Genomic DNA, 12,820 nt, shown 5'->3' with positions numbered 1-12,820 from the left:
TTGGCTCCATCAACGACATAGGTCTTACCGGACAATGCCGCGCTGCGGCGAGGTTTGCTCCAGAAATGAAAGCATCATCTGCACGTCAGGCGCAGCATCCGGGTACTTTTCCGTCAGAGCGGCAATGCGCTCGCGCGATACGTCCAGGGTCAGGTCGTCACGGTACAGCGCTTTGTGCATGGCCTTGACAGCGGAAATTCGCTCCGGTGAAAAGCCCCGTCGCCGCAGCCCTTCAAAATTCATGGAGCGCGCCTCGGCCGGTTGTCCCTGCGCCATGACAAAAGGCGGTAAATCGGCAAACAGCAGCGAGCACATGGCGGTGAAGCTGTGGGCACCGATTTTCACGAACTGGTGCGCGACGGTGAAGCCGCCCAGAATCACCCAGTCGCCGACATGCACATGGCCACCCAGTTGGGTGTTGTTGGCAAAAATGGTGTTGTTTCCCACCACGCAGTCGTGCGCCAGATGCACATAGGCCATGAGCCAGTTGTCATCCCCCACACGGGTCACGCCAGTGTCGCCCGGCGAGCCGATGTTGAAGGTGCAGAACTCGCGAATGGTGTTGCGGTCGCCGATCACCAGTTCACAAGGTTCACCCGCGTATTTTTTATCCTGCGGAATTGCACCCAGTGAATTGAACTGGAAAATCCGGTTGTCACGGCCTATGGTGGTGTGTCCTTCGATTACGCAGTGGGCGCCCACGGTGGTGCCGGCACCAATCTTCACGTGCGGACCAATGACCGTATAAGGACCGACGCTCACCGATTCATGGAGCTGGGCTTGCGGACTAATAAGTGCGGTGGAATGTATAGCCGTCATGACAAAATCAACTGTTCAGCGAATAGGTCGGCCAAAAGCCGCATGGGCAAGTCCCCCTTCACACCGGGGCCGCGGGACTGGCTCCGCCAGACCGCAGGCGCAGCAGCCCCCTCGGGGGGCAGCGAATTACGCGAAGCGAAAAGCGTGGGGGCCATTCACGCGATCGTGCGCATGGTGCACATCAATTCGGCTTCGCAGGCAATGGTGTCACCTACCCTGGTGACCCCTTTGAATTTAAAAATGCCGGCCTTCATGCGGTCCAGTGTGACGTCCATGATCAGCTGGTCGCCAGGTTCAACGGGGCGCTTGAAGCGTGCGCCATCGATACCGGCGAAGTAATAGACCGTCTTGTCGTCGGGCGTGACGCCCAGCGTCTCGAAAGCCAGCAGCGCGGCCGCCTGCGCCATAGCTTCCAGTATCAATACCCCCGGCATCACCGGGTGATGGGGAAAGTGCCCCATGAAAAAGGGCTCGTTGATCGTGACGTTTTTGAGCGCCTTGATGCGTTTGCCTTTTTCAATTTCCAGCACACGGTCCACCAGCAGGATGGGATAACGATGCGGCAGCTGTTTGAGAATTTGGTGGATATCCATCATGATTTTTCTTGAGTGTGTCCTGAGTGCAGGATGGCTTTTTCGACCTCCCTGAGACGCTCACGAAGCGTATGAAGCTGCTTGAGCGTAGCGGCATTTTTTTCCCAGACAGCATTGTCGTCGATGGGAAAGAGCCCGGTGTAATGCCCGGGCTTCAAAATGGATCGGGTTACCACCGATGCAGCCGAGACATGCACACCATCGGCGAGCGTCAGGTGGCCCAGCACAATGGCGCCGCCCCCCACCGTGCAATGCGCACCAATCGTGGCGCTGCCCGCGACGCCGGCACAGCCGGCCATGGCGGTATGTTTGCCAATCCGGACGTTGTGGCCGATCTGAACCAGATTGTCGAGCTTCACACCATCTTCCAGCACCGTGTCCTGCAGCGCACCGCGGTCAATACAGGTGTTGGCACCGATCTCGACATCATTGCCGATCTGCACACCGCCGAGTTGCTCGATCTTCACCCACTGCCCCTGGTGCGACGCAAAGCCAAAACCGTCGGCGCCGATCACCGCGCCGGAATGTACGATGCAGCGCTCCCCGACGCGGCAGCCGTCGGCGACAGTCACGCGCGCCGACAATCGGGTGTTCGCGCCGATTTGCGCATGCGGCCCGACGACGCAATGCTCCGCAATCCGCGCATTTTCACCAATCGCCGCGCCTTGGCCGATGCAGGCAAATGCACCAATCGAAACGCCGGACGCCACAGTGGCAGAAGGATCGACATAGGCACTGGGGTGAATGTGCGGAACCACCTGCGGGGAATGCCGCCTCTTCCAGAGTTGGGTGACCAACGCAAAAGCGTGGTAAGGATCGTCTGTGACGATGCAGGCGCCCCGCTTGACTGCGGCCTCGCGCGCGGCGGGCGCCACAATGACGCAGACAGCCTCGGACTGCGCGAGCTTGGACAGGTATTTGGGGTGGCTGAGAAAACTCAGGTCCGCGGGACCGGCAGCCTCCAAAGTGGAGAGCCGCTCTATCTGCAGGCCGGGGTCGCCGACCAGTTCGAGCTGTACTGCACCGGCCAGGGATTCAACGATATCGGCAAGACGGAGTGTCACACTGCGCCTGCCATTTTCACGATGGTGATCGTGGTGAACACCCCGCAATCAACGGGAAGCGTTCAACGCCTTGATCACCTTGTCGGTGATGTCATGCTTGGGATTGACATAGACCGATTCCTGGAGAATCAGGTCGTACTTTTCCGTCTCAGCCAGCGTCTTCACAACTTTGTTGGCGCGTTCGATGACTTGCTGGAGCTCTTCATTTTTGCGGGTGTTCAGGTCTTCCTGAAACTCACGGCGCTTGCGCTGGAAGTCCCGATCCTGGTCAACAAGCTGCTTTTGCCGTGAAACGCGCTGACTCTCGGCAAGCGTTGGGGCTTCACGCTCAAACTTGTCGGAGAGTGTTTTCAGCTGGGTCGCCAGATCGTTCAGCTCTTTTTCACGCTTGCTGAATTCCTGCTCGAGTTTGGTTTGGGCGGCTTTCGCGGAATTGGCTTCCCGGAAAATCCGGTCAAGGTTGACAATCCCGACCTTGAACTCCTGCGCACTTGCGGAGAAACCCGCCAGTGCAATGGCAACGCCCAGGAAAATTTTGATTGAAAAATGCTTCATTAGAAAGATGTACCAATTTGGAATTGCAACCGCTCTATTCTATCGCCTGGCATTTTGCGCAGCGGCGTCGCAATAGCGATGCGCAAGGGCCCCACTGGGGAAATCCAGCTGATACCAATACCTGTGGAGGCCCGCAGGTCATTCACACGGAAACGTTCATTCTCACCAAAAACGTTGCCTGCGTCCACAAACCCATAAAGGCGCAAGGTACGGTCATTGCCCGCACCAGGAAACGGCGCAATGAGTTCGGCATTGAGCGTGAGCTTCTTCGGACCACCGATAGCGAGATCAGACGCATCGCGCGGGCCCAGTGAGCCCTGCTCAAATCCGCGCACGGAACCCAGGCCGCCTGAATAGTAGTTCTTGAAGAGCGGATAGGGCTGGCCACTCAGGCCTTTACCCCAGCCAAACTCGCCGTTAAGCGCAATCGTGAACTGCTTGTTGAGTGGAATGTATTTTTGAGCCTGGTAATTGGCTCGCACAAATTTAATATCGCCGGCAACACCCCAATCACCGTACACACGCTGGTACAGGCCCGAGGTAGGCACCAGCGCGCTGTCGCGGCTGTCGCGCGACCAGCCCACGGTCAACGGAATCGAGTTGCTTTTATAGCCAAACTGGTTCGCATAGTTCAGATAACTGACCGGCAAATTGGTACCCGGCACAATCGTCAATTGCTCGTAGCCAGTACCAAAATAAACCGTGTCGTTCTCGGTAAACGGAACACCGAAACGAATGCTTGCACCACGCGTTTTCAGGCTGTAGTCACCACCTTGGCCCGAGGTCGGCTTCGACGTACGGTCATAGACATCAATGGTGCGCGAAATACCGTCGGCCGTGAAATATGGGTCAATGGTGCTGAGCACAATCTGGCGGTTTGACTTGCTGGTGTTGACTTCAACGCCCAGGTAGTTGCCGGAGCCAAAAACGTTTTCCTGCTTGATACCGAATACCAGTGAGAGGCTGTCCGCGCTGGAATACCCCGCACCAAGCTGCAAATTACCGGTTGGTTTTTCAACCACGTTCACCGTAATGTCGACCTGGTCGTTTGTACCGGTCACTTCCTGCGTTTCTACATTCACATCGGTAAAGAAACCCAGACGGTCGACACGGTCGCGGGAAAGCCGGATTTTGTCGCCGTCGTACCAGGACGACTCAAACTGGCGGAACTCGCGACGCACAACTTCATCGCGCGTGCGATTGTTTCCGGCCACGTTGATGCGCCGCACATAAGCACGGCGGGATGGTTCTGCCTGAAGCACAAATGCCACGCGGTTATTGACACGGTCAATTTCCGGCACCGCTTCGACGCGGGCAAAAGCGTAGCCAAAAGTACCGAAATAGTCGCTGAACGCCTTGGTCGTTTCAGCGACCTCGTCCGCGTTGTAGGCCTCACCAGGCGTGATTTTCACCAAAGTCTTGAATTCTTCTTCCTTGTTCAGGTAGTTGCCTTCAAGCTTGACGCCCGAAACCACAAAACGCTCGCCCTCGGTCACGTTGACGGTGATGGCAATGCTTTGTTTGTCCGGGGAAATCGCAACCTGGGTAGAGTCGATCTTGAACTCGAGGTAGCCCCGCGAAAGGTAGTAGGAGCGCAGCGTTTCAATGTCGGCGTTGAGCTTGGTGCGCGAGTAGCGATCCGACTTGGTGTACCAGCTGAGCCAGCCCCCTGTATCAAGGTCAAAGAGGCTCAGGAGGGTTGACTCGCTGAACGCCTTGTTGCCTGTAATGTGGATTTCCTTGATCTTCGCGACATCGCCTTCGGTCACACTGAAAGTCAGGTTGACCCGATTGCGTTCGATCGGCGTGACTGTGGTGACAATTTCAACGCCGTACAGGCTCTTGTTGATGTACTGGCGCTTGAGCTCCTGCTCCGCCTTGTCGGCGAGCGCCTTGTCGAACGGCTGGCCATCCGCAACACCGGCCTCGCGGAGTGCCTTCTTGAGCGCGTCCTTGTCGAACTCCTTGGCACCCACAAAGTCCACGTCAGCAACGGTGGGACGCTCTTCAACGATCACCACCAATACGTCGCCACTGACTTCAAGCCGCACGTCCTTGAACAGACCCAGCCCAAACAGCGCACGAATGGCGGTGGAACCCTTGTCGTCGTTATAGGTTTCGCCGACCCGAAAGGGCAAGGAGGCAAAAATGGTTCCGGGCTCAACGCGCTGCAAGCCTTCAACCCGGATATCACGCACCGTGAAAGGGTCAACGGCCCAAGCCGAACTGGCTGCAAAAAGACCGGCGGCGATAGCGCAAACTGCACGAACTTTGAAGCGATTTATTTGTTTTTGCATGAAATGTAAGGAATTAGCCCAAAAGCCGGGTGACATCGTTAAACAGGGCAACGCACATCATGCCCAGCAGGATAGCAACGCCACCGCGCTGCAACCGGTCCATCCAGGCGTCGGACACGCCCCGGCCGGTGATCCCCTCCCAAAGATAATACATCAGGTGCCCCCCATCCAGAACCGGCAGCGGCAGTAAATTCAGGACGCCAAGGCTCACGCTGATAAGGGCCAGAAACAGCAGATAACTGCTCCACCCAAGGCTGGCTGACTTCCCCGCATAGTCCGCAATCGTGAGCGGGCCACTCAGGTTTTTAAGCGACGCCTCGCCGATGACCATTTTCCCAATCATCTTGAGTGTGAGCAGCGAAACCTGCCAGGTGCGGACGGCGCCTTGCCACAAACCATCGACAGGGCCGTAGCGCACCGTGACAAACTCGGGAGGAGACCCCACGTAGGCTTCAATCCGAGGGACCATCACTCCGTTCACCGCCTTGAGCTCAGGCGTCACTTGCAGCACTACGGATGCGCCGGCACGGCTGATTTGCCATGCCTGCGGGACGACGGAAGCCCCGGCGCCGGGCGAGCGGGCAGAGGTACGTATCACCTCGCGCAGCTGTTGCCCATCCACAATGGCCGTCTCGCCGATGCGAAGCACGAGATCGTCGGCACGCAGTCCGGATTTTTCGGCGGCGCCCCCGGGCATCACATTACCAATTACGGGACGGGTCCAGGGGCCGAGAATGCCAATTTTCCTGAACAGGTCGGCATCTGCTTCGGGTGCACCCAGCGTACTGAGCGGCAACCGCACAGTCTGCCCTGACGCTGCGCCATCGCTGCCAAGCACCAAGGTGAGGTCGCGACCATCCAGTGCACCTTGCGTGAGCCTCCAGCGCAAGTCTTCAAAAGAATGAACGACCTCCAGGTCGTCACCTTCAAAAGCCGCCTGCTGAACCGTTTCTCCGCCATCCAGGCCAGCCTTTTCGGCAAGCGATCCTGCCACCGGGCTGGCCAAAATGGCTTTGGGCTCCTGCAAGCCACTCCAGTTGACCACGGCATACAGCACTATGGCCAGCAGCAAATTGGCGGCCGGGCCTGCGGCCACCACGGCAACCCGCGATTTCAGCGGCTGGGTATTAAAAGCCAGATGGCGCTCGGATGGATCCACCGGGGCCTCACGCTCATCCAGCATCTTGACGTAGCCGCCCAGAGGCAGCATGCCGATGGAAAACTCTGTCGACTTGTTTTTGAGCTTCCAGGTGTAAATCGGTTTGCCGAATCCGATGGAAAATTTCAGAACCTTTATGCCACACGCCACTGCGACGCGGTAATGGCCGTATTCGTGCACGGCAATCAGGATACCGAGAGTCACAACGAAAGAAACCAGTGTCAGCATCTCAGGACTCCAGACCTTGGGTGATTTGAGTGGCAACGCGGCGGGCCTGCTCATCCAGCGCCAGCAAGCCCGCTATATCGTCCACCTGAGAGACTGCCGCGGCCTCCAAAGTTGCATGGTTTACATGATGAATGTGGTCGAAGCGGATGCGCCGGTCCAAAAAGGCCGCAACAGCAATCTCATTGGCTGCGTTCAGTACCACGCAAGTGCCCGGCGGCGCACGCAAACTCTCCCAGGCCAAAGGCAGGCAGGGAAAGCGCTGAAAGTCCGGGACCTCGAATGTCATGGCGGCCATACGGGCAAAATCCAGGCGCGCCGTGCCGCTTTCGATCCGTTCCGGCCAGGACAAGCCATAGGCAATCGGCACCCGCATATCCGGCGTACCCAGCTGGGCCATCACCGATGCGTCATGGAACTGCACCATCGAATGGATGATTTGCTGCGGATGGATCACCACCTCGATCTGCTCCGGCACGACACCAAACAGGTACTTGGCTTCAATCACCTCCAAAGCCTTGTTCATCATCGTGGCCGAATCCACAGAAATCTTGCGGCCCATCGAAAAATTCGGGTGCGTGCAGGCCTGCTCGGGCGTTACGTCGCGCAGAGTTGCCGGATCACGGGCGCGAAAAGGACCGCCCGACGAGGTCAGCATGATTTTTTCGATGCGCCGGGGCCACACCGCCGGGTCTTCGGGCAATGACTGGAAAATGGCCGAATGCTCACTGTCAATCGGTAGCAACCGGGCACCCCCTTCACGAACCGCCCGCATAAACACTTCGCCGCCGACGACAAGGGCCTCCTTGTTGGCGAGCAGCAGGCGCTTGCCCGCCTTTGCGGCCGCCACGCATGGGCCTAACCCGGCAGCGCCCACAATAGCGGCCATGACGGTATCCACCAACTCGTGTGACGCTATCATTTCGAGAGCGTCTTGCGCCCATAGAACCTGCACCGGAAGCTGATTTACCTTGATCTTCTCCGCCAGCAAACGGGCATGCGGCTCACTGGCCATCACCGCGTATTGGGGTTTGAACTGGGCGCACTGCGCCAGCATCAAGTCCGTTTGGGTTGCCGCGCTGAGGGCAAACACCTCAAAGCGCTCAGGGTGGCGGGCGATGACATCAAGCGTGTTGACACCAATGGACCCCGTGGAGCCCAAAACGGTCACACGCTGCTTTTCAAAGGACATACGGGAGCAAAGCCTAAAGGGTAACCAGCATCATCGCCAGGGGCAGTGTGGGCAATAGCGCGTCGACCCGGTCGAGCACGCCGCCGTGGCCCGGCAACAGGCCGCTGGAGTCTTTCACCCCGGCACTGCGCTTGATAAGGGACTCGACCAGATCGCCCACCACACTCATGGCGGCCAGGAAAATAACCGCCAGCAGCATGACGACCATGCCGTGATGATCAGCCAGCCGGCTGTAAAGCGTGGCGTCAGCCCAGAAGCCACCGCCAATGCCCGCGCGGCCCAGCCACACCCAGGCCAGCGACAGCGCCACCACACCGGCCATGCCGCCCCACACGCCCTCCCAGCTTTTACCCGGGCTGATTGAAGGAGCCAGCTTGCCCTTGCTGAACCGGCCTCCCAGGGCGCGACCCGCAAAGTAGGCAAAGATATCGGCCACCCAGACCAGCAGCAGAACGGACAGCAAAAAGTCAATGCCTGCCACACGGGCCTGTGCCACAGCCAGCCAGGCGACCAACAACGCAGCCAGCCCCCCTGGAAGGCGAATTACTTTGGGTATGCGCGGCCAGCCCGCCACGCCATTGCGCAGCAACCAGCCACCGGCAAGCACCCAGGCAGCACCTGCAGCAGCCCAAAGAAGCGGCAGCGGCTTTACGAGCAGGCCAAAGTACCACGCGAGCGCGCACAGCCCGACACAAACGGCGGCGAGCCCCACAGAGGCTCCCTGCCCGAGTGCATTCAGCCGGCCCCACTCCCAGGCACCCGCAGCAATCAACAGCAGCGCGACGGCACAAAAGGGCTCTGGCGTCTTGTAGAAAAGGGCTGGCAGCAAAATAGCCAGAAGGACAATCGCTGTGATCACGCGCTGTTTAAGCATCAGGCAGCCTTTGTATTTTCATTGGTGCTGCGGCCGCTGACCTGGGCGGAGGTCTTGCCGAAGCGTCGTTCGCGAGTCCGAAAGACGGCTATCGCCTCGTCCAGCGCCGTCTCGTCAAATTCAGGCCACAACTTGTCGGAGAAATGCAGCTCTGAATAAGCTGCCTGCCACAGCAAAAAATTACTGATCCGCAACTCACCGCCTGTGCGAATCAGCAGATCCGGGTCCGGCACGTGCGCCAGTGCCATCTCCCTGTCCAGCGACAGCTCGGTAATGGCTTCACCGCGGCTGGCCAATCTGTTGGCAGCCTGGGCAATATCCCAGCGGCCGCCGTAGTTGAAGCACACATTAAAAACCAGCCGTTGGTTGGTGGAGGTGTCGAGCTCAGCTTGCGCCAGCCCTGCCTGGACTTTCTCGGAAAGCCGCAGGCGGTCTCCGACAAAACGCAGTTGCACGCCGTTGGCATTCAGGCTGGGGACTTCCTTGGAAAGAGAATAGGCAAGCAACTCCATCAGCCCGGACACCTCTTCAGCCGGCCGGTTCCAGTTCTCGGAAGAAAAAGCGAAAACCGTGAGGACGCCGATGCCGCGGTCCAGGCATGCGCGAACGCAGCGGCTGAGCGAATCAACGCCCTGCTTGTGGCCCGCAATGCGGGGTAAAAACCGTTTGGTCGCCCAGCGACCATTGCCATCCATAACGATGGCAACGTGGTGCGGGACTATGGGATGGGCGGTGGCCATGGTGAATCAGGCCAGACGACGAGGCGTCAAACCGCCATGATGTCTTGTTCCTTGCCGGCGACCAGTTTGTCGACTTCGGCAATGAAACGATCCGTGAACTTCTGGATATCGTCCTGCGAACGGCGTTCGTCGTCTTCAGAAGCGAGCTTGTCCTTGACGAGTTTCTTGACGCCATCATTGGCATCGCGGCGCAGGTTGCGAATAGCCACTTTGGCGTGCTCCCCTTCGGCGCGCACGACTTTGGTAAGTTCGCGACGGCGCTCTTCGGTCATGGCCGGCATGGGCACGCGGATCAGGTCACCCTGCGCGGCCGGATTGAGTCCCAGGTCTGAATCACGGATGGCCTTTTCGATCTTGGCGCCCATGCCTTTTTCCCAGGGCGAGACGCTGATGGTGCGGGCGTCGAGCAGCGACACATTGGCCACCTGGCTGATCGGCACCATGGAGCCGTAATAATCAACATGCACGGTATCGAGCAAACCGGGGTTGGCGCGGCCAGTGCGGATCTTGGTCAGGCCATTTTTGAACGAGTCAATGGACTGCTGCATCTTTTGCTCTGCCTGCTGCTTGACTTCAACAATGCTCATGGTCGAATCTCCGGATTTTTATAGCGAAAAAGAACAAGCTGGGACAGGAGGCTCAGACGTGAACCAGGGTTCCCTCGTCCTCGCCCTGCACGACGCGCTTGAGCGCACCATGCTTGAAAATACTGAACACCTTGATGGGCAGCTTCTGGTCACGGCACAGCGCAAAAGCGGTGGCATCCATGACCTCGAGGTTTTTGCCCATGGCTTCATCAAACGTGATGTTGGTGTAGCGCGTGGCTTTCGGGTCTTTCTTGGGGTCCGCAGTGTACACACCGTCGACCTTGGTGGCCTTCAGCACGATCTCAGCGCCGATCTCAGCGCCGCGCAATGCGGCTGCCGTATCGGTGGTGAAAAACGGGTTGCCGGTGCCGGCCGCGAAGATGACGACCTTGCCTTCTTCGAGGTACTGCAGGGCTTTGGGACGAACATAAGGCTCGACCACGCGCTCAATGCCGATGGCCGACATTACGCGAGCGATCAGCCCGGCCTTGTCCATCGTGTCGCCCAAGGCGAGCGCGTTCATCACGGTGGCCAGCATGCCCATGTAGTCGGCGGTGGCGCGGTCCATGCCGACGGAACCGCCGGCCACACCGCGAAAAATGTTGCCGCCGCCGATCACGACCGCCACTTCGACACCCATGCGGGTGACTTCGGCAATCTCTTCCACCATGCGCACGATGGTCGCGCGGTTGATGCCAAAGGCATCATCCCCCATCAAGGCCTCACCTGACAGTTTTAACAAGATTCGCTTGTAGGCTGGCATGTGAGAGCTTTCTTTGTTGGGTTGTCTGAAGTTTAGCGGCCTTCCGGCTGGACTGAAATGCTCAAGCAGCCTTGGCTGCGGCGACCTGGGCGGCGACTTCGGCAGCGAAATCGTCCACCTTTTTCTCAATGCCTTCACCCACGACATACAGCGTGAAAGACTTGATCGTTGTCGCTTTTTCCTTGAGCATTTGCTCGACGGTCTGCTTGTCGTTCTTGACGAAAGTCTGGTTGTACAGGCTGACTTCCTTCAGGTACTTCTGCACGCCACCTTCGATACGCTTTGCAACAATTTCAGCGGACTGGACGGCCTTGCCTTCAGCCTGTGCCTTGGCGGCATCTTCAGCGGCCTTGGCTGCAGCAACCGAGCGCTCCTTGGCGACCAGTTCGGCGGGAACTTCAGCGCTGGACAGGGACACGGGCTTCATCGCGGCCACATGCATGGCGACATCCTTGGCTGCGGCTTCGTCGCCTTCAAACTCCACGACTACGCCGATACGCGTGCCGTGCAGGTAAGAGGCCAGCTTGCTGCCCGAGAAACGCTTGAAGCGGCGCACGCTCATGTTTTCGCCGATCTTGCCGATCAGGCCCTTGCGCACGTCTTCGACCGTCGGGCCAAAGCCGTCAAGCGACAAAGGCATGGCGCCAACAGCTTCCACGTCGGCCGGGTTGTTCTTGACAATCCCTTCGACCACTGCCTTGGTGAAGGCCAGGAAGCTGTCGTTCTTGGTCACGAAGTCGGTTTCGCAATTGATTTCCACCAGCGCGCCCACATCGCCTTCGCGGTGCGCAGCCACAACGCCTTCGGCGGTGACGCGGGAAGCGGCCTTGCCGGCCTTGCTGCCGAGCTTGACGCGCAGGATTTCTTCGGCTTTTTCGAAGTTGCCTTCAGCTTCGGTCAGTGCTTTCTTGCACTCCATCATGGGGGCGTCGGTCTTGGCGCGCAGTTCAGCGACCATGCTTGCAGTAATTGCCATCTTTGTTTCTCCGTTTGTCGTTTTTGACACGCTGGAAGCGATCAATTCGCACCCAGCTTTTCGTTAGGTTGTGAAAAAGGGGCTACGCGAGCCCCTTTTTCGCGTCTGGCGCAGAGCCGAAAACTATCAGGCGGCTGCGTTTTCCACTTCCACGAACTCATCCGAGCTCTCAGCCGAAACCGCCTTGACGACGTCGTTCACGGCATTGGCGCGGCCTTCGATGATCGCGTCGGCGATACCGCGGGCGTACAGGGCGACAGCCTTGGAGGAGTCGTCATTGCCGGGGATCACGTAGTCGATGCCGATAGGCGAGTGGTTGGAGTCAACCACGCCGATCAGGGGAATGCCGAGTTTCTTGGCTTCCAGGATCGCGATTTTGTGGAAGCCCACGTCGATCACGAAAATGGCGTCCGGCAGGGCGTTCATGTCCTGAATGCCGCCGATGTCTTTTTCAAGCTTTTCGATTTCGCGCTTGAAGGTGAGCTGTTCTTTTTTGCTGATGGAATCAAGGCCGGCTTCCTGCTGGGCCTTCATTTCCTTCAGGCGCTTGATGGAAGTCTTGACCGTCTTGAAGTTGGTCAGCATGCCGCCCAGCCAGCGCTGGTCAACATAGGGAACACCGGCGCGCTTGGCTTCGGTGGCGACGATGTCGCGAGCCTGGCGCTTGGTGCCTACCATCAGGATGGTGCCGCGGTTGGCAGACAGCTGCTTCGCGAACTTCATCGCTTCCTGGTACATCGGAAGCGACTTTTCCAGGTTGATGATGTGAATACGGTTGCGATGGCCGAAGATGTAAGGGGCCATCTTGGGGTCCCAGAAGCGGGTTTGGTGTCCGAAATGAACGCCTGCTTCCAGCATTTCGCGCATAGTGGTCGACATAGGAATACTCCAAAAGGTTGTGTCTAAAATCAGCGCTTATCGTCCCGTTGGCCTCTTTCGAGATTTCCGGGGCAACACCTTGAGTGGCTGATTTGCG

General features: G+C 58.5%; 13 protein-coding genes. All 13 read right to left on the bottom strand.

Annotated features, from left to right (window positions below):
- Positions 1-24: 24 nt before the first annotated feature.
- The 13 genes from lpxA to rpsB all read right to left on the bottom strand — a co-directional run bounded on the left by lpxA (position 25) and on the right by rpsB (position 12,723).
- The gene (lpxA, locus tag AC1D13_RS18365) at positions 25-819 is read right to left on the bottom strand and encodes an acyl-ACP--UDP-N-acetylglucosamine O-acyltransferase (protein ID WP_457280567.1); all 795 of its coding nucleotides are present in this window, start codon (positions 817-819) and stop codon (positions 25-27) included.
- A 155-nt stretch (positions 820-974) separates the two neighbouring features.
- Positions 975-1,415 (bottom strand): 3-hydroxyacyl-ACP dehydratase FabZ, encoded by a 441-nt coding sequence (gene fabZ / locus AC1D13_RS18360; RefSeq protein ID WP_457280566.1) that lies wholly within the window; start codon positions 1,413-1,415, stop codon positions 975-977.
- Positions 1,412-2,476 carry a UDP-3-O-(3-hydroxymyristoyl)glucosamine N-acyltransferase gene (lpxD, locus tag AC1D13_RS18355; RefSeq protein ID WP_457280565.1) on the bottom strand — a complete coding sequence of 355 codons (1,065 nt, stop codon included), beginning with the start codon at positions 2,474-2,476 and terminating at the stop codon, positions 1,412-1,414. The genes fabZ and lpxD overlap by 4 nt, the downstream gene beginning before the upstream one ends.
- A 48-nt stretch (positions 2,477-2,524) precedes the next feature.
- The gene (locus tag AC1D13_RS18350) at positions 2,525-3,031 is read right to left on the bottom strand and encodes an OmpH/Skp family outer membrane protein (RefSeq protein ID WP_457280564.1); all 507 of its coding nucleotides are present in this window, start codon (positions 3,029-3,031) and stop codon (positions 2,525-2,527) included.
- A complete protein-coding gene (bamA, locus tag AC1D13_RS18345; protein ID WP_457280563.1) occupies positions 3,031-5,328 on the bottom strand; it encodes an outer membrane protein assembly factor BamA in 2,298 nt (765 codons plus the stop codon). Before bamA ends, AC1D13_RS18350 begins: the two co-directional genes overlap by 1 nt.
- 13 nt (positions 5,329-5,341) lie before the next feature.
- Positions 5,342-6,715 carry an RIP metalloprotease RseP gene (rseP, locus tag AC1D13_RS18340; protein ID WP_457280562.1) on the bottom strand — a complete coding sequence of 458 codons (1,374 nt, stop codon included), beginning with the start codon at positions 6,713-6,715 and terminating at the stop codon, positions 5,342-5,344.
- Position 6,716: 1 nt separating this feature from the next.
- On the bottom strand, positions 6,717-7,904 hold the full coding sequence (gene ispC / locus AC1D13_RS18335; protein ID WP_457280561.1) for a 1-deoxy-D-xylulose-5-phosphate reductoisomerase: 1,188 nt from the start codon (positions 7,902-7,904) through the stop codon (positions 6,717-6,719).
- A gap of 13 nt (positions 7,905-7,917) precedes the next feature.
- The gene (locus AC1D13_RS18330) at positions 7,918-8,778 is read right to left on the bottom strand and encodes a phosphatidate cytidylyltransferase (protein ID WP_457280560.1); all 861 of its coding nucleotides are present in this window, start codon (positions 8,776-8,778) and stop codon (positions 7,918-7,920) included.
- A complete protein-coding gene (gene uppS / locus AC1D13_RS18325; protein WP_457280559.1) occupies positions 8,778-9,518 on the bottom strand; it encodes a polyprenyl diphosphate synthase in 741 nt (246 codons plus the stop codon). The genes AC1D13_RS18330 and uppS overlap by 1 nt, the downstream gene beginning before the upstream one ends.
- Before the next feature lie 26 nt (positions 9,519-9,544).
- A complete protein-coding gene (gene frr / locus AC1D13_RS18320) occupies positions 9,545-10,105 on the bottom strand; it encodes a ribosome recycling factor (protein WP_457280558.1) in 561 nt (186 codons plus the stop codon).
- Positions 10,106-10,157: 52 nt separating this feature from the next.
- Entirely contained in the window at positions 10,158-10,868 is a 711-nt protein-coding gene (gene pyrH, locus AC1D13_RS18315) for a UMP kinase (RefSeq protein ID WP_036838012.1), read from the bottom strand.
- Positions 10,869-10,929: 61 nt separating this feature from the next.
- Positions 10,930-11,844 carry a translation elongation factor Ts gene (gene tsf / locus AC1D13_RS18310; RefSeq protein ID WP_457280557.1) on the bottom strand — a complete coding sequence of 305 codons (915 nt, stop codon included), beginning with the start codon at positions 11,842-11,844 and terminating at the stop codon, positions 10,930-10,932.
- Between the two features lie 126 nt (positions 11,845-11,970).
- Positions 11,971-12,723: a 30S ribosomal protein S2 gene (rpsB, locus tag AC1D13_RS18305; RefSeq protein ID WP_457280556.1), complete on the bottom strand. Its 753-nt coding sequence runs from the start codon at positions 12,721-12,723 to the stop codon at positions 11,971-11,973.
- Between the last annotated feature and the right edge of the window lie 97 nt (positions 12,724-12,820).

Source organism: Polaromonas sp. P1_E12, assembly GCF_056405975.1.
Note: the sequence above shows the minus strand (reverse complement) of the source record. Positions and strands in the feature narration are given on the sequence as shown.

Excerpts from the sequence above, each read along its gene's own strand:
- lpxA (WP_457280567.1), bottom strand. The coding sequence starts at position 819 with ATGACGGCTATACATTCCACCGCACTTATTAGTCCGCAAGCCCAGCTC.
- fabZ (WP_457280566.1), bottom strand. The coding sequence starts at position 1,415 with ATGATGGATATCCACCAAATTCTCAAACAGCTGCCGCATCGTTATCCC.
- AC1D13_RS18350 (WP_457280564.1), bottom strand. The coding sequence starts at position 3,031 with ATGAAGCATTTTTCAATCAAAATTTTCCTGGGCGTTGCCATTGCACTG.
- bamA (WP_457280563.1), bottom strand. The coding sequence starts at position 5,328 with ATGCAAAAACAAATAAATCGCTTCAAAGTTCGTGCAGTTTGCGCTATC.
- rseP (WP_457280562.1), bottom strand. The coding sequence starts at position 6,715 with ATGCTGACACTGGTTTCTTTCGTTGTGACTCTCGGTATCCTGATTGCC.
- ispC (WP_457280561.1), bottom strand. The coding sequence starts at position 7,904 with ATGTCCTTTGAAAAGCAGCGTGTGACCGTTTTGGGCTCCACGGGGTCC.
- AC1D13_RS18330 (WP_457280560.1), bottom strand. The coding sequence starts at position 8,778 with ATGCTTAAACAGCGCGTGATCACAGCGATTGTCCTTCTGGCTATTTTG.
- uppS (WP_457280559.1), bottom strand. The coding sequence starts at position 9,518 with ATGGCCACCGCCCATCCCATAGTCCCGCACCACGTTGCCATCGTTATG.
- frr (WP_457280558.1), bottom strand. The coding sequence starts at position 10,105 with ATGAGCATTGTTGAAGTCAAGCAGCAGGCAGAGCAAAAGATGCAGCAG.
- pyrH (WP_036838012.1), bottom strand. The coding sequence starts at position 10,868 with ATGCCAGCCTACAAGCGAATCTTGTTAAAACTGTCAGGTGAGGCCTTG.
- tsf (WP_457280557.1), bottom strand. The coding sequence starts at position 11,844 with ATGGCAATTACTGCAAGCATGGTCGCTGAACTGCGCGCCAAGACCGAC.
- rpsB (WP_457280556.1), bottom strand. The coding sequence starts at position 12,723 with ATGTCGACCACTATGCGCGAAATGCTGGAAGCAGGCGTTCATTTCGGA.